The 22039-nt window shown below is 68.2% G+C and carries 35 protein-coding genes; all 35 read left to right on the top strand.

All coding sequences use genetic code 11. The features are described from left to right. The first annotated feature begins 234 nt into the window (after positions 1-234). The 35 genes from rpsL to QSK20_RS15250 all read left to right on the top strand — a co-directional run bounded on the left by rpsL (position 235) and on the right by QSK20_RS15250 (position 22020). Positions 235-609, top strand: a complete 375-nt coding sequence (gene rpsL / locus QSK20_RS15420; RefSeq protein WP_014440718.1) for a 30S ribosomal protein S12 — start codon at positions 235-237, stop codon at positions 607-609. A gap of 1 nt (position 610) precedes the next feature. Beyond that, positions 611-1081, top strand: a complete 471-nt coding sequence (rpsG, locus tag QSK20_RS15415; protein WP_046567226.1) for a 30S ribosomal protein S7 — start codon at positions 611-613, stop codon at positions 1079-1081. A 77-nt stretch (positions 1082-1158) separates the two neighbouring features. Continuing rightward, complete coding sequence (gene fusA, locus QSK20_RS15410; protein WP_285789279.1) at positions 1159-3255, top strand: elongation factor G; 2097 nt, start codon at positions 1159-1161, stop codon at positions 3253-3255. A 170-nt stretch (positions 3256-3425) separates the two neighbouring features. Beyond that, complete coding sequence (tuf, locus tag QSK20_RS15405; protein WP_285789278.1) at positions 3426-4619, top strand: elongation factor Tu; 1194 nt, start codon at positions 3426-3428, stop codon at positions 4617-4619. 350 nt (positions 4620-4969) lie between these two features. Then, a complete protein-coding gene (gene rpsJ, locus QSK20_RS15400; RefSeq protein ID WP_007073037.1) occupies positions 4970-5278 on the top strand; it encodes a 30S ribosomal protein S10 in 309 nt (102 codons plus the stop codon). Positions 5279-5289: 11 nt separating this feature from the next. Beyond that, complete coding sequence (gene rplC, locus QSK20_RS15395; RefSeq protein ID WP_285789277.1) at positions 5290-5955, top strand: 50S ribosomal protein L3; 666 nt, start codon at positions 5290-5292, stop codon at positions 5953-5955. After that, positions 5952-6617 (top strand): 50S ribosomal protein L4, encoded by a 666-nt coding sequence (gene rplD / locus QSK20_RS15390; RefSeq protein WP_285789276.1) that lies wholly within the window; start codon positions 5952-5954, stop codon positions 6615-6617. The genes rplC and rplD overlap by 4 nt, the downstream gene beginning before the upstream one ends. Further along, positions 6614-6916, top strand: a complete 303-nt coding sequence (gene rplW / locus QSK20_RS15385; RefSeq protein ID WP_088997375.1) for a 50S ribosomal protein L23 — start codon at positions 6614-6616, stop codon at positions 6914-6916. The genes rplD and rplW overlap by 4 nt, the downstream gene beginning before the upstream one ends. Before the next feature lie 12 nt (positions 6917-6928). Then, on the top strand, positions 6929-7768 hold the full coding sequence (gene rplB / locus QSK20_RS15380) for a 50S ribosomal protein L2 (protein ID WP_285789275.1): 840 nt from the start codon (positions 6929-6931) through the stop codon (positions 7766-7768). Between the two features lie 12 nt (positions 7769-7780). Beyond that, positions 7781-8062 carry a 30S ribosomal protein S19 gene (gene rpsS / locus QSK20_RS15375; protein WP_020520478.1) on the top strand — a complete coding sequence of 94 codons (282 nt, stop codon included), beginning with the start codon at positions 7781-7783 and terminating at the stop codon, positions 8060-8062. 35 nt (positions 8063-8097) lie between these two features. Next, positions 8098-8547: a 50S ribosomal protein L22 gene (gene rplV / locus QSK20_RS15370; protein WP_285789274.1), complete on the top strand. Its 450-nt coding sequence runs from the start codon at positions 8098-8100 to the stop codon at positions 8545-8547. Further along, entirely contained in the window at positions 8547-9404 is an 858-nt protein-coding gene (rpsC, locus tag QSK20_RS15365) for a 30S ribosomal protein S3 (protein ID WP_285789273.1), read from the top strand. The genes rplV and rpsC overlap by 1 nt, the downstream gene beginning before the upstream one ends. 3 nt (positions 9405-9407) lie before the next feature. Then, positions 9408-9833, top strand: a complete 426-nt coding sequence (gene rplP, locus QSK20_RS15360; protein ID WP_007465292.1) for a 50S ribosomal protein L16 — start codon at positions 9408-9410, stop codon at positions 9831-9833. Beyond that, positions 9833-10069, top strand: a complete 237-nt coding sequence (gene rpmC / locus QSK20_RS15355) for a 50S ribosomal protein L29 (protein ID WP_088982056.1) — start codon at positions 9833-9835, stop codon at positions 10067-10069. The genes rplP and rpmC overlap by 1 nt, the downstream gene beginning before the upstream one ends. Then, positions 10066-10347 carry a 30S ribosomal protein S17 gene (gene rpsQ, locus QSK20_RS15350; protein WP_285789272.1) on the top strand — a complete coding sequence of 94 codons (282 nt, stop codon included), beginning with the start codon at positions 10066-10068 and terminating at the stop codon, positions 10345-10347. Before rpmC ends, rpsQ begins: the two co-directional genes overlap by 4 nt. 98 nt (positions 10348-10445) lie before the next feature. Next, positions 10446-10814: a 50S ribosomal protein L14 gene (gene rplN, locus QSK20_RS15345; protein ID WP_007465279.1), complete on the top strand. Its 369-nt coding sequence runs from the start codon at positions 10446-10448 to the stop codon at positions 10812-10814. Then, positions 10811-11131: a 50S ribosomal protein L24 gene (gene rplX / locus QSK20_RS15340; protein WP_172900294.1), complete on the top strand. Its 321-nt coding sequence runs from the start codon at positions 10811-10813 to the stop codon at positions 11129-11131. The genes rplN and rplX overlap by 4 nt, the downstream gene beginning before the upstream one ends. Further along, complete coding sequence (gene rplE, locus QSK20_RS15335) at positions 11131-11700, top strand: 50S ribosomal protein L5 (RefSeq protein ID WP_088982058.1); 570 nt, start codon at positions 11131-11133, stop codon at positions 11698-11700. Before rplX ends, rplE begins: the two co-directional genes overlap by 1 nt. A 1-nt stretch (position 11701) precedes the next feature. Next, entirely contained in the window at positions 11702-11887 is a 186-nt protein-coding gene (locus QSK20_RS15330) for a type Z 30S ribosomal protein S14 (protein WP_007073023.1), read from the top strand. A gap of 97 nt (positions 11888-11984) precedes the next feature. Further along, complete coding sequence (gene rpsH / locus QSK20_RS15325) at positions 11985-12392, top strand: 30S ribosomal protein S8 (protein ID WP_013288624.1); 408 nt, start codon at positions 11985-11987, stop codon at positions 12390-12392. Between the two features lie 16 nt (positions 12393-12408). Continuing rightward, the gene (gene rplF / locus QSK20_RS15320; protein ID WP_088982059.1) at positions 12409-12951 is read left to right on the top strand and encodes a 50S ribosomal protein L6; all 543 of its coding nucleotides are present in this window, start codon (positions 12409-12411) and stop codon (positions 12949-12951) included. After that, entirely contained in the window at positions 12948-13337 is a 390-nt protein-coding gene (gene rplR / locus QSK20_RS15315) for a 50S ribosomal protein L18 (RefSeq protein WP_285789271.1), read from the top strand. Before rplF ends, rplR begins: the two co-directional genes overlap by 4 nt. 33 nt (positions 13338-13370) lie before the next feature. Further along, complete coding sequence (gene rpsE, locus QSK20_RS15310; RefSeq protein ID WP_088982061.1) at positions 13371-13985, top strand: 30S ribosomal protein S5; 615 nt, start codon at positions 13371-13373, stop codon at positions 13983-13985. Further along, positions 13985-14167, top strand: coding sequence for a 50S ribosomal protein L30 (rpmD, locus tag QSK20_RS15305; RefSeq protein WP_088982062.1), 183 nt, complete (start codon positions 13985-13987; stop codon positions 14165-14167). The genes rpsE and rpmD overlap by 1 nt, the downstream gene beginning before the upstream one ends. Continuing rightward, entirely contained in the window at positions 14167-14610 is a 444-nt protein-coding gene (rplO, locus tag QSK20_RS15300) for a 50S ribosomal protein L15 (RefSeq protein ID WP_088982063.1), read from the top strand. The genes rpmD and rplO overlap by 1 nt, the downstream gene beginning before the upstream one ends. A 241-nt stretch (positions 14611-14851) precedes the next feature. After that, on the top strand, positions 14852-16180 hold the full coding sequence (secY, locus tag QSK20_RS15295) for a preprotein translocase subunit SecY (protein ID WP_285789270.1): 1329 nt from the start codon (positions 14852-14854) through the stop codon (positions 16178-16180). Then, positions 16181-16834 (top strand): adenylate kinase, encoded by a 654-nt coding sequence (locus tag QSK20_RS15290; protein ID WP_285789269.1) that lies wholly within the window; start codon positions 16181-16183, stop codon positions 16832-16834. It begins immediately after the preceding gene. Between the two features lie 112 nt (positions 16835-16946). Beyond that, the gene (map, locus tag QSK20_RS15285) at positions 16947-17798 is read left to right on the top strand and encodes a type I methionyl aminopeptidase (protein ID WP_285789268.1); all 852 of its coding nucleotides are present in this window, start codon (positions 16947-16949) and stop codon (positions 17796-17798) included. Positions 17799-18016: 218 nt separating this feature from the next. Further along, complete coding sequence (locus tag QSK20_RS15280) at positions 18017-18523, top strand: DUF1707 SHOCT-like domain-containing protein (protein WP_502888905.1); 507 nt, start codon at positions 18017-18019, stop codon at positions 18521-18523. Positions 18524-18752: 229 nt separating this feature from the next. Next, the gene (gene infA, locus QSK20_RS15275; protein ID WP_007073013.1) at positions 18753-18974 is read left to right on the top strand and encodes a translation initiation factor IF-1; all 222 of its coding nucleotides are present in this window, start codon (positions 18753-18755) and stop codon (positions 18972-18974) included. Positions 18975-19071: 97 nt separating this feature from the next. Beyond that, positions 19072-19185, top strand: a complete 114-nt coding sequence (gene rpmJ / locus QSK20_RS15270; RefSeq protein WP_088982067.1) for a 50S ribosomal protein L36 — start codon at positions 19072-19074, stop codon at positions 19183-19185. A gap of 265 nt (positions 19186-19450) precedes the next feature. Then, positions 19451-19831: a 30S ribosomal protein S13 gene (gene rpsM, locus QSK20_RS15265; RefSeq protein ID WP_088646990.1), complete on the top strand. Its 381-nt coding sequence runs from the start codon at positions 19451-19453 to the stop codon at positions 19829-19831. A gap of 18 nt (positions 19832-19849) precedes the next feature. After that, on the top strand, positions 19850-20257 hold the full coding sequence (gene rpsK / locus QSK20_RS15260) for a 30S ribosomal protein S11 (RefSeq protein ID WP_030329919.1): 408 nt from the start codon (positions 19850-19852) through the stop codon (positions 20255-20257). A 13-nt stretch (positions 20258-20270) separates the two neighbouring features. Next, positions 20271-20897: a 30S ribosomal protein S4 gene (gene rpsD, locus QSK20_RS15255; protein WP_285789266.1), complete on the top strand. Its 627-nt coding sequence runs from the start codon at positions 20271-20273 to the stop codon at positions 20895-20897. Between the two features lie 100 nt (positions 20898-20997). Further along, on the top strand, positions 20998-22020 hold the full coding sequence (locus QSK20_RS15250) for a DNA-directed RNA polymerase subunit alpha (RefSeq protein WP_088982068.1): 1023 nt from the start codon (positions 20998-21000) through the stop codon (positions 22018-22020). Positions 22021-22039 lie beyond the last annotated feature (19 nt).

The raw sequence follows: 22039 nt of genomic DNA, 5'->3' as shown, positions 1-22039 counted from the left end.
CAGCAGCATCACAGAGCCACAACACCTGGCAAGCGGGCGACCGTGCGCCAGGGACACACCCGGTGCGGCGCGCGCGTCGGCACCGGAAACCGTGAGTTGAGCGACACGCCCGACCGCGGGTGCCGGGACCTCCGAGAGGTGGCCCTGGTCGGAATGTAGGAGAGTCGTCCATCAGGACGGCTACGAGCAGACGGCGCGGCCGCGTGATGCGGCCGAAGGGAGCGGAGAAACCCGGTGCCCACGATCCAGCAGCTGGTCCGCAAGGGCCGCCAGGCCAAGACGAGTAAGACCAAGACCCCGGCGTTGAAGGGTTCCCCCCAGCGTCGTGGCGTGTGCACCCGCGTGTACACCACCACCCCCAAGAAGCCGAACTCGGCGCTGCGCAAGGTCGCTCGTGTCAAGCTCAGCAGCCAGATCGAGGTGACCGCCTACATCCCGGGCGTGGGTCACAACCTGCAGGAGCACTCGATCGTGCTCGTCCGTGGCGGCCGGGTGAAGGACCTCCCCGGCGTGCGTTACAAGATCGTCCGCGGATCGCTGGACACCCAGGGCGTCCGGAACCGCAAGCAGGCGCGCAGCCGCTACGGCGCGAAGAAGGAGAAGAGCTGAGATGCCCCGTAAGGGACCCGCTCCGCGGCGGCCGCTGGTCGCTGACCCGGTGTACAACTCGCCGCTGGTCACCCAGCTCGTGAACAAGATCCTGCTGCGCGGCAAGCGCCAGCTCGCCGAGCGCATCGTGTACGCGGCCCTGGAGGGCTGCCGCGAGAAGTCCGGCACCGACCCCGTCGTCACCCTGAAGCGGGCGATGGACAACGTCAAGCCGACCCTCGAGGTGCGCAGCCGCCGGGTCGGTGGCGCCACCTACCAGGTCCCGGTCGAGGTGCGTCCGGCGCGGGCGACCACCCTGGGCCTGCGCTGGCTGGTGACCTACTCCCGTGCCCGGCGCGAGAAGACCATGGTCGAGCGGCTGATGAACGAGCTGCTGGACGCCAGCAACGGCCTCGGCGCCGCCGTGAAGCGGCGTGAGGACACGCACAAGATGGCCGAGTCCAACAAGGCCTTCGCGCACTACCGCTGGTAACACATCAGGTTCCGGTGCCCTCCGGGGCACCGGAACCGCCGCCAGTTGAGTCGAGACGACGATAAGTAGGGATTGAAGTGGCCGCCGCAGACGCGCTCGCCAACGTACGCAACATCGGCATCATGGCGCACATCGATGCCGGTAAGACCACGACCACCGAGCGGATCCTGTTCTACACCGGCATCACGTACAAGATCGGTGAGGTCCACGAGGGCGCCGCCGTCATGGACTGGATGGAGCAGGAGCAGGAGCGGGGGATCACCATCACCTCCGCCGCCACCAAGTGTGAGTGGAAGGGCCACACGATCCAGATCATCGACACGCCCGGCCACGTCGACTTCACGGTCGAGGTCGAGCGGTCGTTGCGGGTGCTGGACGGTGCGGTGGCCGTCTACGACGGTGTCGCCGGCGTGGAGCCGCAGACGGAGAACGTCTGGCGGCAGGCCGACAAGTACAACGTCCCCCGGATGTGCTTCGTCAACAAGCTCGACCGGACCGGTGCCGACTTCTTCCGCTGCGTGCAGATGATGATCGACCGGCTCAACGCCACCCCGCTGGTGCTCCAGATCCCGATCGGCAACGAGTCCGACTTCATCGGCGTCGTCGACCTGGTCGAGATGCGGGCCCTCACCTGGCGCGGCGAGACCCAGAAGGGTGAGGACTACGCGGTCGAGGAGATCCCGGCCGACCTCGCCGACTCCGCCGCCGAGTGGCGCGAGAAGCTGATGGAGACCCTGGCCGACGTCGACGACGCGGTGATGGAGAAGTACCTGGAGGGCGAGGAGATCTCCGTCGAGGAGGTCAAGGCCGCCATCCGCCGGGCCACCATCGGTGGCAAGGCCAACCCGGTCCTCACCGGCACCGCCTTCAAGAACAAGGGCATCCAGCCGATGCTCGACGCGGTGGTGGCCTACCTGCCGTCGCCGCTGGACATCCCGGCCATCGAGGGCACCGCCACCGACGGTGAGACCCCGATGCAGCGGAAGCCCTCGAAGTCGGAGCCGTTCTCCGCGCTGGCGTTCAAGATCCAGACGGACAAGCACCTCGGCAAGCTCACCTACGTGCGGATCTACTCCGGCACGCTCGAGTCCGGCTCCCAGGTGGTCAACTCCACCAAGGACCGCAAGGAGCGGATCGGCAAGATCTACCAGATGCACGCCAACAAGCGGGAAGAGCGCAGCTCGGCCCAGGCTGGCGACATCATCGCGGTGCAGGGTCTGAAGCAGACCACCACCGGTGACACGCTCTGCGACCCGGCGAACCCGGTCATCCTGGAGTCGATGACCTTCCCGGAGCCGGTCATCGAGGTCGCCATCGAGCCGAAGACCAAGGCCGACCAGGAGAAGCTCAGCACCGCCATCCAGCGGCTCGCCGAGGAGGACCCGACCTTCCGGGTCAAGCTCGACGACCAGACCGGCCAGACGGTCATCTCCGGCATGGGCGAGCTGCACCTGGACATCCTGGTCGACCGGATGCGCCGCGAGTTCAACGTCGAGGCGAACATCGGCAAGCCGCAGGTGGCGTACCGCGAGACCATCCGCCGCAAGGTGGAGAAGGTCGAGTACACCCACAAGAAGCAGACCGGTGGTTCCGGCCAGTACGCCCGGGTGATCATCAGCCTGGAGCCGCTGCCGCTGGGCAACGACGCCCCGACCTACGAGTTCGCCAACGCGGTGACCGGTGGCCGTATCCCCCGGGAGTTCATCCCGTCGGTGGACGCGGGTGCGCAGGACGCCATGCAGTTCGGCATCCTCGCCGGCTTCCCCCTGGTGGGCGTCAAGCTCACCCTGGTGGACGGCCAGTACCACGAGGTCGACTCGTCGGAAATGGCATTCAAGATCGCCGGCTCGATGGCGATGAAGGAGGCGGCCCGCAAGGCCGACCCCGCTCTCCTCGAGCCGATGATGGCCGTTGAGGTCACCACTCCGGAGGAGAACATGGGTGACGTCATCGGCGACCTCAACTCCCGCCGCGGCATCATCCAGGCGATGGAGGAGCGCAGCGGCGCCCGCGTCGTCCGGGCCCTGGTGCCGTTGTCGGAGATGTTCGGCTACGTCGGCGACCTGCGGTCGAAGACCCAGGGCCGGGCTAGCTACAGCATGCAGTTCGACTCCTACGCCGAGGTTCCGGCCAGCGTGGCGAAGGAGATCATCGCGAAGGCCACGGGCGAGTAGTTTCTCGCCCGCGGCCTCCGCGGGGCTGTGTGAGACCGGGCCTGTAGGCTTCACCGCCGCAAGTCCCACAAGCTCTCCGGCCGTACGGTCGGAAAGGCTGTCGACAGAGTCCTAAGCGCTACAACGGCGCGCCGGGGCGTACGAACCAAGAAGTCCACAGGAGGACACCAGTGGCGAAGGCGAAGTTCGAGCGGACTAAGCCGCACGTCAACATCGGCACCATTGGTCACATCGACCACGGTAAGACGACGCTGACGGCGGCCATTACGAAGGTCCTGCACGACCAGTACCCGGACCTCAACCCGTACACGCCGTTCGACGAGATCGACAAGGCGCCGGAGGAGAAGGCCCGCGGCATCACGATCTCGATCGCGCACGTCGAGTACCAGACCGAGAACCGGCACTACGCGCACGTCGACTGCCCCGGGCACGCCGACTACATCAAGAACATGATCACCGGTGCCGCGCAGATGGACGGCGCGATCCTGGTGGTCGCGGCGACCGACGGCCCGATGCCGCAGACCCGCGAGCACGTGCTGCTGGCCCGCCAGGTCGGCGTGCCGTACATCGTCGTGGCGCTCAACAAGAGCGACATGGTCGACGACGAGGAGCTCCTGGAGCTCGTCGAGCTCGAGGTTCGTGAGCTGCTCTCGAACCAGGAGTACCCGGGCGACGACCTGCCGGTCGTCCAGGTCTCGGCGCTCAAGGCCCTCGAGGGTGACCCCGTGTGGACCGAGAAGCTCCTGGAGCTGATGAACGCGGTCGACACCGCGATCCCGCAGCCGGAGCGCGAGACCGAGAAGCCGTTCCTGATGCCGATCGAGGACGTCTTCACGATCACCGGTCGTGGCACCGTCGTCACCGGTCGCGCGGAGCGCGGCATCCTCAAGCCGAACGAGGAGGTGGAGATCGTCGGCATCAAGGAGAAGTCGATGAAGACGGTCTGCACCGGTATCGAGATGTTCCGCAAGCTGCTCGACGAGGCCCGCGCGGGTGAGAACGTCGGTCTGCTGCTGCGGGGTATCAAGCGCGAGGACGTCGAGCGCGGCATGGTGGTCGTCAAGCCGGGCACCTCGACCCCGCACACGGAGTTCGAGGCGACCGTCTACATCCTCTCCAAGGAGGAGGGCGGCCGGCACACCCCGTTCTTCCAGAACTACCGTCCGCAGTTCTACTTCCGGACCACGGACGTCACCGGCGTCGTCACGCTGCCCGAGGGCACCGAGATGGTCATGCCGGGCGACAACACCACGATGACCGTGAAGCTGATCCAGCCCATCGCGATGGAGGACAACCTCAAGTTCGCGATCCGGGAGGGTGGCCGTACGGTCGGCGCTGGTCGCGTCACCAAGATCATCAAGTGAGCTGGGTAACCCCGATTAGACCCGCCGCCGGTCGTGCGGCATACTAGTCAGGTTGCGTAACGACAGTTCGTCGCCTGCGTTCGGATTTCGCCGAACCTCCGGGTGAGAGAACAGTCGGGCGTAGGGTGGTTGGCGGCAGGCCGCCAACCACCCTCGCACGGCGTTCAGGTCGCGGTAGTGCGATCGGCGCCTTGACCCACCGCGCGGTCAGAATCGCTCCGGCCTCCCGGGGCGGAGCCTGGCCCGAGGGCGCGACACGCCCGACCGCGGGGGTCGGCGGAAGTGGGCCTGTGCCAGCCGGTGCAGGCGCCCGCAACACAGCGGCATCGAGAGAAGGAACAGAAGCCACCATGGCGGGACAGAAGATCCGCATCCGGCTCAAGGCCTATGACCACGAGGTCGTCGACTCCTCGGCTCGGAAGATCGTCGAGACGGTGACGCGCACCGGGGCGCAGGTCGCGGGCCCGGTGCCGCTGCCCACGGAGATCAACCGTTTCTGCGTTATCCGCTCGCCGCACAAGTACAAGGACTCGCGCGAGCACTTCGAGATGCGTACGCACAAGCGGCTGATCGACATCATCGACCCGACCCCCAAGACGGTCGACTCGCTCATGCGCCTCGACCTGCCGGCTGGCGTCGACATCGAGATCAAGCTGTAGGGACCGGACAAATGGACAGGCAAGTAAAGGGGATCCTGGGCGCAAAGCTCGGCATGACCCAGGTCTGGGACAACAACAAGGTTGTCCCGGTGACCGTGGTGCAGGCCGGCCCGTGCGTCATCAGCCAGGTTCGTAGCGCCGAGAAGGACGGTTACTCGGCCATCCAGCTGGCCTACGGCGCGATCGACCCGCGCAAGGTCAAGAAGCCGATCAGCGGGCACTACGCGAAGGCCGACGTGGCCCCGCGCCGGCACATCGTCGAGCTGCGCACCGTCGACGCCGCCGAGTACTCCCTCGGCCAGGAGGTCACCGTCTCCGAGTTCGCCCCGGGCGCCTCGATCGACGTGACCGGCAAGACCAAGGGCAAGGGCTACGCCGGCCCGATGAAGCGGCACGGCTTCCACGGTCTGCGCGCCAGCCACGGTGTCGAGCGCAAGCACCGCTCGCCCGGCTCGATCGGCGCCTGCGCCACCCCGGGTCGCGTCTTCAAGGGCACCCGGATGGCCGGCCGGATGGGTGGCGTGCGCTACACCGTCCAGAACCTGACCGTCCAGGCGGTCGACACCGAGAACAACCTCCTGCTCGTCCGTGGCGCCATCCCCGGCCCCAAGGGCGCGCTGGTCCTGGTCCGTACCGCGGCCAAGGCCAAGGCGAAGAAGGGCGGTGCGGCGAAGTGACCACGGTTGACGTGCTCACCGTCGACGGCACCAAGAAGGGCTCCGTCGAGCTCCCGGCAGACGTCTTCGACGTGCAGGCCAACGTCGCGCTGATGCACCAGGTGGTGGTGGCCCAGCTCGCGGCCGCCCGCCAGGGCACGCACAAGGTGAAGACCCGCGGCGAGGTCTCCGGTGGCGGCAAGAAGCCGTACAAGCAGAAGGGCACCGGCCGCGCCCGCCAGGGTTCGACCCGGGCGCCGCAGTTCGCCGGCGGTGGTGTGGTGCACGGCCCGGTGCCGCGCGACTACAGCCAGCGGACCCCCAAGAAGATGAAGGCCGCCGCGCTGCGCGGTGCCCTCTCCGACCGGGCCCGCGCCGGCCAGGTGCACGTCGTCGAGGCGTTCGTCTCCGGCGAGAAGCCGTCCACCAAGGCGGCCCTGGCCACGCTGACGAAGCTCACCGGGGCCCGGCGGGTCCTGGTCGTGCTGAGCAGCACCGACGAGCTGAACTGGGTGTCGCTCCGCAACCTGCGCAACGGGCGGGACAGCCGGGTGCACCTGATCGAGGCCGGCCAGCTCAACACGTACGACGTGCTGGTGGCCGACGACGTGGTCTTCACCAAGGACGCCCTGGACGAGTTCCTCGGCGTGCCCGCCGAGACCACCGAGGAGGGTGGCAAGTGAGCACGATCGCCGACCCGCGCGACATCATCGTGGCGCCGGTCGTCTCGGAGAAGAGCTACAGCGAGCTGAACCGCAACTGGTACACCTTCCTGGTGCACCCGGACGCCAACAAGACCGAGATCAAGATCGCTATCCAGCAGATCTTCAACGTCCGCGTCCTGACGGTCAACACGCTCAACCGCGAGGGCAAGCGCAAGCGGACCCGCACCGGGTTCGGCCAGCGCAAGGCCACCAAGCGCGCGATGGTGAAGCTGGCTGACGGTGACCGTATCGAGGCCTTCGGCGGCCCGGTCAGCTGAGGGGTGTAGACAATGGCTATCCGTAAGTACAAGCCGACGACGCCGGGCCGGCGTGGCTCCAGCGTCGCCGACTTCGCCGAGATCACCCGGTCGACGCCGGAGAAGTCGCTGCTGGCTCCGCTGCCGAAGAAGGGCGGTCGGAACGCCCACGGCCGGATCACCGCCCGGCACCAGGGTGGCGGTCACAAGCGTCAGTACCGTCTGATCGACTTCAAGCGGGTCGACAAGGACGGCGTGCCGGCGAAGGTCGCCCACATCGAGTACGACCCGAACCGCACCGCGCGCATCGCGCTGCTGCACTACGCCGACGGCGAGAAGCGCTACATCCTCGCGCCGAAGGACCTGAAGCAGGGCGACGCCGTCGAGTCGGGCCCCGGCGCGGACATCAAGCCGGGCAACAACCTGCCGCTGCGCAACATCCCGGTCGGTACCACCATCCACGCGGTGGAGCTGCGTCCGGGCGGCGGTGCCAAGCTGGCCCGTTCGGCCGGCGTCGGCATCCAGCTGCTCGGCCGGGAGGGCGCGTACGCCACCCTCCGGATGCCGTCCGGTGAGATCCGGCGGGTCGACGTCCGCTGCCGCGCGAGCGTCGGCGAGATCGGCAACGCCGACCAGTCGAACATCAACTGGGGCAAGGCCGGCCGGATGCGGTGGAAGGGCAAGCGCCCGACCGTCCGTGGTGTGGCGATGAACCCGGTGGACCACCCGCACGGTGGTGGTGAGGGTAAGACCTCCGGTGGTCGCCACCCGGTCAACCCGAAGGGTAAGCCCGAGGGCCGTACCCGCCGTAAGGGCCAGCCGAGCGACCGGCTGATCGTCCGCCGCCGCTACGCCACGCGTAAGCGCGGCTGAGGGAGATAGAAGATGCCTCGCAGCCTGAAGAAGGGCCCGTTCATCGACGACCACCTGCTCAAGAAGGTGGAAGTGCAGAACGAGAAGGGCTCGAAGAACGTCATCAAGACCTGGTCGCGGCGCTCGACGATCATCCCGGAGATGCTCGGGCACACGATCGCCGTGCACGACGGACGCAAGCACGTCCCGGTGTTCGTCACCGAGGCGATGGTCGGGCACAAGCTCGGCGAGTTCGCGCTGACCCGCACGTTCAAGGGTCACGAGAAGGACGACCGCAAGAGCCGCCGCCGCTAGGCGAGCCACGGATAGAGGAACAAGGGGTTACAGCGATGCCAGGAAAGGGCGACGCTCCGGTGCTTCCGGGCGCGCGGGCGGTTGCGCGGCACGTGCGCATCTCGCCGATGAAGGCGCGCCGGGTGGTCAACCTCGTCCGCGGCCTGCCCGCGAAGGAGGCGCTCACGGTGCTGCAGTTCGCGCCGCAGGCTGCGAGCGAGCAGGTGTACAAGGTGCTCGCTAGCGCGATCGCCAACGCGGAGAACAACGAGCGGCTGGACCCCGACGCGCTGCTCGTGAGCGAGGCGTTCGTCGACGAGGGCCCGACCATGAAGCGGTTCCGGCCGCGGGCGCAGGGCCGGGCGTACCGGATCCGCAAGCGCACGTGCCACATCACCGTGGCGGTCGAGGCCGTCGCGCCGGCCGCGCCGAAGAAGGCTTCGGCGAAGAAGGCCGAGCCGGCGAAGAAGGCCGAGACGCAGAGCACGACGGAGGGTGCCGAGTAATGGGTCAGAAGGTTCACCCGCACGGGTTCCGGCTCGGCATCTCGACCGACTGGAAGTCCCGCTGGTTCGCGGACAAGCTCTACAAGGACTACATCGGCGAGGACGTCAAGATCCGCCGCATGATGTCCAAGGGGCTGGAGCGGGCCGGCATCTCCAAGGTCGACATCGAGCGCACCCGCGACCGGGTCCGGGTCGACATCCACACCGCCCGTCCGGGCATCGTCATCGGCCGTAAGGGCGCCGAGGCCGACCGGATCCGGGGCGAGCTGGAGAAGCTCACCGGCAAGCAGGTGCAGCTCAACATCATCGAGGTGAAGAGCCCCGAGTCGGACGCGCAGCTCGTCGCGCAGGGCGTGGCCGAGCAGCTCTCCAGCCGGGTCAGCTTCCGTCGGGCGATGCGTAAGGCCATGCAGTCCGCGATGAAGAACCCGGTCTGCAAGGGCATCCGGGTCCAGGTCTCGGGCCGGCTCGGCGGCGCCGAGATGAGCCGGACCGAGTTCTACCGCGAGGGCCGGGTTCCGCTGCACACGCTGCGGGCCAACATCGAGTACGGCTTCTTCGAGGCCCGTACCACCTTCGGCCGGATCGGCGTGAAGGTCTGGATCTACAAGGGCGACGCGGTTCCGGGCCGGGAGGCCCCGGCCGAGACCGCCCCGTCCCGCCCGCGTCGTGAGCGTGGCGACCGTCCCGACCGTCCGCGCCGTGGTCGCTCCGGTTCCGCCGGCACGACCTCCGGTGGCACCGAGGCCGGCCGGGCCGCCGCGACCACCGTCGCGCAGCAGGCCGAGACGCCGAGTGGCGAGCCGGTGGACGCGTCCGCCGTCGCCGCCGCGGCAGAAACGCAGCAGGAGGGCTGACAGATGCTGATGCCGCGCAAGCCCCCGAAGGGCTTCCGCAAGCCGCACCACCCGGACCGCAGCGGCGCGTCCAAGGGTGGTAACCGGGTGGTGTTCGGCGAGTTCGGGATCCAGGCTCTGGAGCCGGCGTACGTCACGAACCGGCAGATCGAGTCGGCTCGTATCGCGATGACCCGCCACATCAAGCGTGGCGGCAAGGTCTGGATCACGATCTTCCCGGACCAGGCGCTGACCAAGAAGCCGGCGGAAACCCGGATGGGTTCCGGCAAGGGTTCGCCCGAGTGGTGGGTGGCCAACGTGAAGCCGGGGCGGGTCCTCTTCGAGATGTCCTTCCCCAACGAGCAGATCGCGCGAGAGGCGATGCGTCGCGCGATCCACAAGCTCCCGATGAAGTGCCGCATTGTGACGCGCGAAGTGGGTGAATCCTGATGGCAGCGGGCGTTAAGGCCGCCGAGCTGCGTGAGCTCTCCGAAGAGGAGCTGGTCACGAAGCTGCGGGAGGCCAAGGCGGAGCTGTTCAACCTCCGCGTTCAGGCCGCCACCGGTCAGCTCGACAACAACCGGCGGCTCCAGGTCATCCGTCGGGAGATCGCCCGGATCTACACGATCATGCGTGAGCGCGAGCTGGGGCTCTCGGCCGCGCCGACTGAGGTGACTGCATCATGAGCGAGACCGAGAACACCACCGCCACCGTGCGGGCTCGCCGCAAGGTCCGTGAGGGCCTCGTGGTCAGCGACAAGATGGACAAGACCGTCGTCGTCGAGGTCGAGGACCGGGTCAAGCACGCGCTGTACGGCAAGATCATGCGCCGTACCAGCAAGCTGAAGGTGCACGACGAGCAGAACGCCGCCGGCATCGGCGACCGGGTCCTGATCATGGAGACCCGGCCGCTGTCGGCCACCAAGCGGTGGCGGCTCGTGGAAATCCTGGAAAAGGCCAAGTAGCGAAGGCTCGAGCTCGCCCGGCGGCAGTCGGGCGCAAGGTTCCGCCAGGCTCCGGCCGCGTTCAGCGGCCGGAGAACCGGCAGACATAGGAGATAGACGTGATTCAGCAGGAGTCGCGACTGCGCGTCGCCGACAACACGGGTGCCCGGGAGATCCTGTGCATCCGGGTTCTCGGTGGCTCCGGTCGGCGCTACGCGAGCATCGGCGACGTCATCGTGGCCACCGTCAAGGACGCGATCCCGGGTGCCGGTGTGAAGAAGGGCGACGTCGTCAAGGCCGTCGTCGTCCGCACCGCCAAGGAGAGGCGTCGGCCGGACGGTTCGTACATCCGCTTCGACGAGAACGCCGCCGTCATCATCAAGGACGGTGGGGACCCGCGCGGTACCCGTATCTTCGGCCCGGTCGGTCGGGAGCTGCGGGACAAGCGGTTCATGAAGATCATCTCTCTCGCGCCGGAGGTGTTGTGACCGTGAAGGTCAAGAAGGGCGACACGGTCGTCGTCATCGCCGGCAAGGACAAGGGTGCCAAGGGCAAGGTCATCGCGGCCTACCCGCGGCAGGACAAGGTCCTGGTCGAGGGCGTGAACCGCGTCAAGAAGCACACCCGCATCCGCACCACCCAGCGTGGCGCCAAGACCGGTGGCATCGTCACCCAGGAAGCCCCGATCCACGTTTCCAACGTGCAGGTCCTGGACTCCGAGGGGAAGCCGACCCGCATCGGGTACCGGTTCGACGAGAACGGCCAGAAGGTCCGCATCGCGCGTAGCACCGGTAAGGACCTGTGATGACCACGGCTACCGAAACCAAGACCCTGCCGCGCCTCAAGGAGCGGTACCGCAACGAGATCGTGGCCAAGCTGCAGGAGCAGCACAACTACGCGAACCCCATGCAGGTTCCGCGGCTGGTCAAGATCGTCGTCAACATGGGTGTGGGCGAGGCCGCCCGCGACGCCAAGCTGATCGACGGCGCGGTCCGCGACCTGGCCACGATCACCGGCCAGAAGCCGCAGGTGCGGCGGGCCACCAAGTCCATCGCGCAGTTCAAGCTCCGTGAGGGCATGCCGATCGGCGCGAAGGTCACCCTGCGGGGCGACCGGATGTGGGAGTTCCTGGACCGGCTGCTCTCCATCGCGCTGCCGCGTATCCGGGACTTCCGCGGCCTCGACGGGCGCAAGCTCGACGGGCACGGCAACTACACGTTCGGTCTGACCGAGCAGTCGGTGTTCCACGAGATCGACCAGGACAAGATCGATCGCCAGCGGGGCATGGACATCACGGTGGTCACGACCGCCACGACCGACGACGAGGGCCGGGCGCTGCTCAAGTTCCTGGGCTTCCCGTTCAAGGAGAACTGAGATGGCCAAGAAGGCGCTGATCCTCAAGGCGGCCGCGAAGCCGAAGTTCTCGGTTCGCGCGTACACCCGCTGCCAGCGGTGCGGGCGTCCGAAGGCGGTCTACCGCAAGTTCGGTCTCTGCCGGGTGTGCATCCGGGAGATGGCCCACCGCGGTGAGCTGCCCGGCGTGTCCAAGGCTTCCTGGTAATAGCCCGGCGCGCTCCGCGCGTCAGCTGCACTGTCTCTTCGCCGTAGGCCCCCGGGCGTACCCGCGGGAACCCCGGCGAGAAAGGTAGACGAAATCCATGACGATGACCGACCCGATCGCAGACATGCTCACGCGTCTGCGTAACGCCAACCAGGCGTACCACGACCGGGTGACGATGCCCTACTCCAAGATCAAGGCGAACATCGCCGAGGTCCTGAAGGCCGAGGGTTACATCGCCACCTGGTCGGTCGAGGAGCCCGAGGAGGGCGCCGTCGGCAAGCGACTGGTCGTCGAGCTGAAGTACGGCCAGAACCGGGAGCGGAGCCTGGCCGGCATCAAGCGCGTGTCCAAGCCCGGTCTCCGGGTGTACGCCAAGTCGGATGGGCTCCCGCGGGTGCTCGGCGGCCTCGGCGTGGCGATCATTTCGACGTCCCAGGGGCTGCTCACCGACCGGCAGGCCCGCAAGCGGAGCGTTGGCGGGGAAGTCCTCGCCTTCGTCTGGTAACGGGAGACAGGTAGAAATGTCGCGTATTGGACGTAAGTCGATCCCGGTGCCAGCCGGCGTCGATGTCACGATCGACGGCCAGACCGTCAAGGTCAAGGGCCCCAAGGGCGAGCTGTCGCACACCCTCTCCGAGCCGATCACGGTGGAGAAGGCGGAGAACGGCGAGCTGCAGGTCAACCGCCCGAACGACGAGCGGAAGGCCAAGGAGCTGCACGGCCTGAGCCGTACCCTGGTGGCGAACATGATCGTCGGGGTCACCGAGGGCTACCGCAAGAGCCTGGAGATCGCCGGCACCGGTTACCGGGTGACCGCCAAGGGCAAGGACCTGGAGTTCGCGCTCGGGTTCTCGCACCCGGTCCTGGTCCCCGCCCCGGACGGCATCACCTTCACCGTCGAGAAGCCGACGCTGTTCCACGTGGCCGGCATCGACAAGCAGCTCGTCGGTGAGGTCGCCGCCAACATCCGGAAGATCCGCCCGCCGGAGCCCTACAAGGGCAAGGGCGTGAAGTACCAGGGCGAGGTCATCCGCCGTAAGGCTGGAAAGGCAGGTAAGAAGTGAGCGCCACGCTGCTCAAGCGCCGCCGCGGCGTCGCCGCCAAGCGTGCCGTCGGGCGTGCGCGTCGGCACTTCCGGGTGCGCAAGAACGTCAACGGCACCGCCGAGCGTCCCCGCCTGGTCGTCACCCGGTCGCTGCGCCACATCGTGGCCCAGATCGTGGACGACACCAAGGGTCACACCCTGGCGTCGGCCTCGACCCTGGACGCCTCGCTGCGGGGCACCGAGGGCGACAAGAGCGCCCTGGCCGGCAAGGTCGGCACCCTGCTCGCCGAGCGGGCCAAGGCCGCCGGCGTCTCGAAGGTCGTCTTCGACCGTGGTGGCAACCGGTACGCGGGGCGGGTCGCCGCCCTGGCCGACGCCGCTCGCGAAGCCGGACTCGAGTTCTAACAACCCCGTCACGAGAGAGAAGGAAGGCTGCTGATGCCAGGTCAACAGCGCCGTGGCGGCGGGTCCGGTGGCAACGAGGGTGGTCGCCGCGACAACCGCCGTGAGGGCGGCCGCGGAAACGCGCCCGTCGAGAAGACCCCGCACCTCGAGCGGGTCGTCGCGATCAACCGCGTCGCCAAGGTCGTGAAGGGTGGTCGTCGCTTCAGCTTCACCGCCCTGGTGATCGTGGGCGACGGCGACGGCACCGTCGGCGTGGGCTACGGAAAGGCCAAGGAGGTGCCCGCGGCGATCGCCAAGGGCGTCGAGGAGGCCAAGAAGCACTTCTTCAAGGTGCCGCGGATCGGTGCCTCGATCCCGCACCCGGTGCAGGGCGAGGACGCCGCCGGTGTGGTGCTGCTCAAGCCGGCCTCCGCCGGTACGGGCGTCATCGCCGGTGGCCCGGTGCGTGCCGTGCTGGAGTGCGCGGGCATCCACGACGTGCTCTCCAAGAGCCTCGGCTCGTCGAACCCGATCAACATCGTGCACGCCACGGTGGCGGCCCTGAAGGGGCTGGAGTCCCCGGAGCAGGTCGCCGCCCGTCGTGGCCTGCCGGTCGAGGATGTCGCGCCGGCCGCGATGCTGGCCGCGCGGGCGGGGGTGGCGTCCTGATGGCACGCCTGAAGGTCACCCAGGTCCGGTCCGGGATCGGGACCAAGCACAACCAGCGTGAGTCGCTGCGTTCGCTCGGTCTCAAGCGGATCAACGACGTGGTGGTCAAGGAGGACCGCCCCGAGATTCGGGGCATGATCTTCGCGGTCAACCACCTCGTGAAGGTCGAGGAGGTCGAGTAATGACGATCAAGGTCCACCACCTGCGCCCGGCGCCCGGTGCCAAGACCGCCAAGACCCGGGTGGGTCGCGGTGAGGGCTCCAAGGGCAAGACCGCCGGCCGCGGTACGAAGGGCTCCAAGGCCCGTAAGAACATCTCGCCGGCGTTCGAGGGTGGGCAGATGCCCATCCACATGCGCCTGCCGAAGATGAAGGGCTTCAAGAACAAGTTCAAGGTGGTCTTCCAGGTGGTCAACCTGGACCGGCTCGCCGAACTCTTCCCCAACGGCGGCCAGATCGGCCCCGACGAGCTGGTCGAGGCCGGCGCGGTCCGCAAGGGCCACCCGGTGAAGGTGCTCGGCAGCGGGGATCTCGGCGGGGTGGCGCTCCAGGTGTCGGCGCACGCGTTCAGCGCGTCGGCCAAGGAGAAGATCGCTGCCGCCGGTGGTTCGGTCACCGAGCTGTAGGGCAACCAGGACCGTGGCGCTCGTTCAGTTGACGACAACTGGCGGGCGCCACGGTCTACTGCGTGTCAGTGTTCCGAATCACATCGTTACCGGTTTATGTTCCCGGGCAAGCCTGCCCGGACGGCGGTCGGACTGTTAGAGTCCCTTCCCAGCTATGGATATCGGGCGCTCGCCCGACCGCCACCCCGCCCCGTCCCCGCCAGGGTTCCACCGGCGGCCCGCCTCGCGCAGGAGGAAGAAGTTGCTGTCCGCCTTTCTCAGTGCGTTCCGTACGCCTGACCTGCGCAAGAAGCTGCTGTTCACAGTCGGCATCATCGCGGTCTACCGGCTCGGTGCGACACTGCCCAGCCCCGGCGTCTCGTACGCGAACGTGCAGAAGTGCATCGACAGCATGGAGGGGGGCTCCAACGGAGTCTTCAACCTGCTGAACCTCTTCTCCGGCGGCGCGCTGCTGTCGCTCTCGGTCTTCGCGCTGGGCATCATGCCCTACATCACCGCGTCGATCATCCTGCAGCTGCTGACGGTGGTGATCCCCCGGCTGGAGCAGCTCCGCAAGGAGGGCCAGGCCGGCCAGGCGAAGATCACCCAGTACACCCGGTACCTGACCCTCGGGCTGGGTGTGCTCCAGGCGTCGGCCTTCGTGGCGCTGGCCCGCTCCGGTCAGCTCTTCAACAACCAGTGCGACCAGTTCCCGATCATCCCCCAGGGCACCGGCATCCCGGACTGGCTGACCCTCACCATCCTGGTCATGACCATGACCGCCGGCACCGGCATGGTGATGTGGCTCGGTGAGCTGATCACCGACCGGGGCGTCGGCAACGGCATGTCCGTCCTGATCTTCACCTCGATCGCCGCCCGCCTCCCCAGCGAGGGCTGGCAGATCAAGATCAGCAAGGGCTGGAGCTGGTTCGCCCTCGTCATCCTGCTGGTCCTGGTGGTCATCACCGCGGTCGTCTTCATCGAGCAGGCCCAGCGCCGGATCCCGGTGCAGTACGCCAAGCGCATGATCGGCCGGCGGATGTACGGCGGCACCTCCACCTACATCCCGCTGAAGGTCAACCAGGCGGGTGTCATCCCGGTGATCTTCGGTTCGTCGCTGCTCTACCTGCCGCAGCTGGCGCTCCAGTTCTTCGACCAGAACGACCCGGGCAAGACCCAGGCCTGGGTCCAGAACAACCTGGCTGACCCGACCAGCCCGATCTACATCACGGTCTACTTCCTGCTGATCATCTTCTTCACGTACTTCTACGTCTCGATCACGTTCAACCCGACCGAGGTCGCGGACAACATGAAGAAGTACGGCGGCTTCGTGCCGGGCATCCGCCCCGGCAAGCCGACCGCCGAGTACCTCGACTTCATCCTCAGCCGGATCACCCTGCCGGGCGCGCTCTACCTCGCGCTCATCTCGGTCCTGCCGAACTTCTTCTTCATCTGGCTGGACAGCCAGGCGTACGTGAACTTCCCGTTCGGTGGCACCGCCGTGCTGATCATGGTTGGCGTGGGTCTGGAGACCGTGAAACAGATCGAGAGCCAACTCATGCAGCGGAACTACGAAGGGTTCCTGCGGTAGATGCGACTCGTTCTGGTTGGCCCGCCGGGCGCGGGCAAGGGCACACAGGCGGAGTTCATCGCCGCGCACCTGTCGGTTCCGAAGATCTCGACCGGCGACATCTTCCGGGCGAACGTCTCGCAGGGGACGCCGCTCGGGGTCGAGGCCAAGCGCTACATGGACGCCGGCAAGCTGGTCCCGGACGAGGTGACCATCAACATGGTCCGGGGCCGGCTCGCCGAGCCGGACGCCGCCGAGGGCTTCCTGCTCGACGGCTTCCCGCGGACGACGCCGCAGGCCGCCGCCCTGGACAAGCTCCTCGCCGACCTCGGTACCGCGCTTGAACTGGTGCTCGAACTGGTCGTGGACGACGACGAGGTGATCCGGCGGCTCTCCGGCCGCCGGACCTGCCGGGGCTGCGGCAAGATCTGGCACGTCGAGTTCGACGCCACCACCCGGGACGGCATCTGCGACCGCTGTGGCGCGGAGCTGTTCCAGCGTGACGACGACAAGCCCGAGACGATCGCCGCCCGGCTGCGCGAGTACGCCGAGAAGACCGCTCCGCTGGTCGACTACTACGGCGCCCAGGGCAAGCTGGTCGGGATCGACGCGACCGGACCGGTCGAGGACGTCACCGTCCGCGCGATCGACGCCCTGCGTTCCTACGGCGGCTGACGCCCGCGCTCCCGCGACGGCCGGGGCCCTGCCTTCGTGGCGGCTAGAGTGCGAGGAGTACGAGCGCGTCCCGTCGTGCCCCCGCCTCCCGTTGACGAAAGGTAACCGCGTCATGCGCCGTCCCCAGCTGGACATCCAGCTGAAGACCCCCGAGCAGATCGAGAAGATGCGGGCCGCCGGCCTGGTGGTGGCCGCCGCCCTGCAGCGGATGCGCGAGGCGGTGGCACCGGGGGTCAGCACCGCCGACCTGGACGCGATCGCCGAGTCGGTGATCCGGGGTGCCGGCGGGGTCCCCTCGTTCAAGGGCTACCACGGGTTCCCCGCCTCGATCTGTTCCTCGGTCAACGAGCAGGTCGTGCACGCCATCCCCGCGCCCGACCAGGTCCTCCGGGAGGGCGACCTGATCTCGATCGACTGCGGCGCGGTCCTGGACGGCTGGCACGGCGACGCGGCGATCACCGTCGGGGTCGGTACGGTCGATCCCGCGCTGCTGCGGATGGCCGAGGTCGCCGAGGACGCCATGTGGGCGGGAATCGCCGCCGCGGCCCGAGGGGCGGCGAACGGCCGGGGCCGGCTCACCGACATCTCCCACGCGGTGGAGAAGGCGGTCCGTAAGGGCGGCCGGTACGGCATCGTCGACGGGTACGGCGGGCACGGCATCGGCACCGAGATGCACCAGGACCCGCACGTGCTCAACCACGGGCGTCCGGGGCGCGGGCCGCGCCTGGTCCCGGGGATCGCGCTCGCCATCGAGCCGATGATCACGATGGGGTCGCCGCGTACGGTCGAGCTGGCCGACGGTTGGACGGTGGCGACCCGGGACGGTTCGGTCGCCGCACACGTCGAGCACTCCATGGCGCTGCTGGAGGACGGTGTCTGGGTGCTCACCGCCCCGGACGGCGGCCGGGCCCGCCTGGGTGACCTGGTGACCTCCCGCCAGCCCGCCGGCTCGCCCGCGCTCTGACCGGTCGTCCGCCGCCCTTCTCGGTCACCTCCTCACCCCGGGCCGACCGCCGGTTCCCGGTCACCTATCCACCTCGGGCCGACCGCCGGCTCCCGGTCACCGACCGCCGGGAACCGCCCGCTCGCCCGGTCCTCCGGTGCCACCTGCCCGCACGCAGGTGGGAGCCGGGGCCGGGGGTGGTCGACCGGTGGCACACTCGGCCCATGGACCGGAGCGGGATGCGGGCGGCCGACACCGACCGGGAGATGTCGGCACAGCGGTTGCGGGTGGCGCTCGACGAGGGGCGGTTGGACCTGCACGAGTACGACGAGCGGTTGCGTCGGGCGTACGCCGCGCGGACGTACGCCGAGCTGGACGTCCTGGTGGCCGACCTGCCGGTCGGTGGGCAGGGCGTTCTGGTGCCCTCGTCAGGTGTCCCGGTGGTGCCCCCGCCGGCGGCGCCGGCCGTGCCGGCTGGGGCGACCCGACGCTGGCTGTTGCAGTTGTGGGAGCCGTGGCTGACGGTCGTCGCCCTGGTGACGGCGATCTGGGGGGTCACCGCGCTGATGGCGGGGGAGGCGTACTACTTCTGGCCCGGGTGGGTGGCCGGTCCGTGGGGCGCGGTGAACCTGGTCCAGACGGTCAGTGGCCTGGCCCACGGTGAGCCGGCGCGCTGGGCGGCGAAACAGGAGAAGCGCCGCCGGAAGCGCGAGGCCCGGAGGCAGGACAGCGGCGACGAGGCGTGATCAGCGGCTGTTTGTCCTGATTTCGAGTGACCGGGGTGGCCGGTTTGGCGAGCGCAGGTCGGCGAGCGTACACTTTCAGATCGGCGCACAGCGTCCACTCCGGCATGCCCGCCCTGCGCTTCGGCGGCGGCCGGAGCCGCGGCTGGCTCGAACCCTCTGATCACTGTCAGGAGTTCGTGTAAGACGTTGTGGGCCGTCCGGAGCAACCGACGTCAGGACAGCGGAGGACATGCCGAAAAAAGACGGAGCCATCGAGATCGAGGGTCGAGTCATCGAGCCCCTGCCGAACGCCATGTTCCGGGTGGAGCTCGCGAACGGTCACAAGGTGCTGGCTCACATCAGCGGCAAGATGCGGCAGCACTACATCCGCATCCTGCCGGAGGACCGGGTCGTCGTCGAACTCTCGCCGTACGACCTGACCCGCGGGCGCATCGTCTACCGCTACAAGTAACCACGCCTGACGACGGCCGGGTAGTCCCCGTGTCCGTCTTCGACGTCCGGTGTCGCGCTTCGTCGCGTCTCCGGGCCAGATGGGAAGTAAGGCAACCGTGAAGGTCAAGCCGAGCGTCAAGAGGATCTGCAACAAGTGCCGGGTCATCCGCCGGCACGGCCGGGTCATGATCATCTGCTCCGACCCGCGCCACAAGCAGCGCCAGGGCTGAACCAGGGCTGACCGACCGTCCGACGGTCGGTCGATCCGGTTCGGGCCGCGGATCCCGACACCACATCATCAGCTCGTCCCAGCCGCGAGCGGTACGCATCGCGTACTCCCACGTGGCTGACCCCCGGTCGGAGGCCGGGGCCCGTTCGGGCAACGACCGCCCCCGGTCGCGACGCGCCACGGCGCGTCCGGTCGGAGCGACGGTCGGAACGGGGTGGGGCGGGCTCAGACCTCCGCCAGAACACCACAAGGGAGTACGCCCGCACATGGCACGTCTAGTCGGCGTCGACCTCCCCCGCGAAAAGCGGATGGAGATCGCGCTCACCTACATCTTCGGCGTGGGCCGCACCCGCGCCCAGGAGACGCTCGCCGCCACCGGCATCTCGCCGGACAAGCGCGCTCGGGACCTCACGGACGAGGAGCTGGTCCAGCTCCGCGACCACATCGAGGCGAACTACAAGGTAGAAGGCGACCTGCGCCGCGAGGTCGCCGCTGACATCCGCCGCAAGGTCGAGATCGGCTGCTACGCCGGCATCCGGCACCGCCGGGGTCTGCCCGTGCGCGGGCAGCGGACCAGGACCAACGCGCGGACCCGGAAGGGCCCGAAGCGGACCGTCGCCGGCAAGAAGAAGCCCGGCAAGAAGTAACTAGGAGCGCACAGACTTATGCCACCGAAGGCTCGTGCCGGAGCCGCCGTCAAGAAGGTCCGGCGCAAGGAACGCAAGAACGTCGCCCACGGGCAGGCGCACATCAAGAGCACCTTCAACAACACGATCGTGTCCATCACGGACCCGACCGGTGCGGTCATCTCCTGGGCCTCCGCCGGTCAGGTCGGCTTCAAGGGCTCGCGCAAGTCGACCCCGTTCGCCGCGCAGTTGGCCGCCGAGGCCGCCGCGCGCCGGGCGATGGAGCACGGCATGCGCAAGGTCGACGTCTTCGTGAAGGGCCCCGGCTCCGGCCGGGAGACCGCGATCCGTTCGCTGCAGGCCGTCGGGCTGGAGGTCGGCCAGATCGCCGACGTCACCCCGCAGCCGCACAACGGATGCCGTCCGCCGAAGCGTCGTCGGGTCTGAGAGGTAGAGAGAGATGGCTCGTTACACCGGTGCTGACTGCCGCCGTTGCCGGCGGGAGAAGATGAAGCTGTTCCTCAAGGGCAGCAAGTGCGATGGCCCGAAGTGCCCGTTCGAGTCGCGGCCGTTCCCGCCCGGACAGCACGGCCGGGGCCGCACCAAGGAGACGGAGTACCTGCTCCAGCTCCGCGAGAAGCAGAAGGCCCGCCGCGTGTACGGCGTGCTGGAGAAGCAGTTCCGCGGGTACTACGAGGAGGCCGTGGCCAAGCAGGCCAAGACCGGTGAGGTCCTCCTGCAGATCCTCGAGTCGCGGCTGGACAACGTGGTCTACCGGGCTGGCTACGCCAAGTCCCGGGACATGGCCCGTCAGCTGGTCAAGCACGGCCACTTCACGGTGAACGGCAAGAAGGTCGACATCCCGTCGTTCCGCGTGAAGGAGCACGACATCGTCGAGGTCCGGGGCAAGAGCAAGGAGCTCACCCCGTTCATCGTGGCCCAGGCCGAGGCCGGCTCGAAGACGGTGCCGGCCTGGCTGGAGGCGATCCCCAGCCAGATGAAGATCCTGGTGCACTCGCTCCCGGCCCGGCAGGTCATCGACACGCAGGTCCAGGAGCAGCTGATCGTCGAGCTCTACTCGAAGTAGTCGGAGCTCGTTGCGGTGGTCCGTCCCGTTCCGGGGCGGACCACCGGAACAGTTTGTCGTGGGCGTCATATGGCGGGCGCCCCGGAAGAGAAGAGAAGACATGCTCATCAGCCAGCGACCGACCCTCTCCGAAGAGTCGATCAACGAGACCCGGTCCCGGTTCACCATCGAGCCGCTGGAGCCGGGCTTCGGCTACACCCTGGGCAACTCGCTGCGGCGTACGCTGCTGTCGTCCATCCCGGGTGCGGCGGTCACCTCGATCAAGATCGACGGCGTGCTGCACGAGTTCACCACGATCCCCGGTGTCAAGGAGGACGTGGTCGAGCTCGTCATGAACATCAAGGAGCTCTGCGTCAGCTCCGAGCACGACGAGCCGGTCAGCATGTACCTGCGTAAGCAGGGTCCGGGCGACGTGACCGCGGGCGACATCCAGCCCCCGGCCGGCGTCTCGGTGCACAACCCGGAGCTGAAGCTCGCCACCCTCAACGGCAAGGGCCGGCTCGACATGGAGCTGACCGTCGAGCGGGGTCGTGGCTACGTCACGGCGGCGCAGAACAAGCAGGCCGGCGCGGAGATCGGCCGGATCCCGGTCGACTCGATCTACTCGCCGGTCCTGAAGGTCACCTACCGCGTCGAGGCGACCCGGGTCGAGCAGCGGACCGACTTCGACCGGCTGATCATCGACGTCGAGACCAAGCCGTCGATGGGGCCGCGTACCGCGCTGGCCTCCGCCGGTTCGACGCTGGTGGAGCTCTTCGGGCTGGCCCGGGAGCTGGACGAGACCGCCGAGGGCATCGACATCGGGCCGTCCCCGCAGGACGCCCAGCTCGCGGCGGACCTGGCCCTGCCGATCGAGGAGCTGGACCTCACCGTCCGCTCCTACAACTGCCTGAAGCGCGAGGGCATCAACACCGTCGGTGAGCTGATCGGGCGCACCGAGGCCGACCTCCTCGACATCCGCAATTTCGGTCAGAAGTCGATCGACGAGGTCAAGATGAAGCTCGCCGGGATGGGGCTGGGCCTGAAGGACTCCGCGCCCAACTTCGACCCGGCACACGTCGTGGACACCTTCGGCGAGGCTGACTACGACACCGACGACTACCGCGAGACCGAGCAGCTGTAACCGCGGCTGAGCATCTAAA

This window comes from Micromonospora sp. NBRC 101691, assembly GCF_030269285.1.
In the GTDB taxonomy this organism is placed as follows: Bacteria; Actinomycetota; Actinomycetes; order Mycobacteriales; family Micromonosporaceae; genus Micromonospora; species Micromonospora echinospora.
This window is presented reverse-complemented; position numbering and strand designations above follow the sequence as displayed.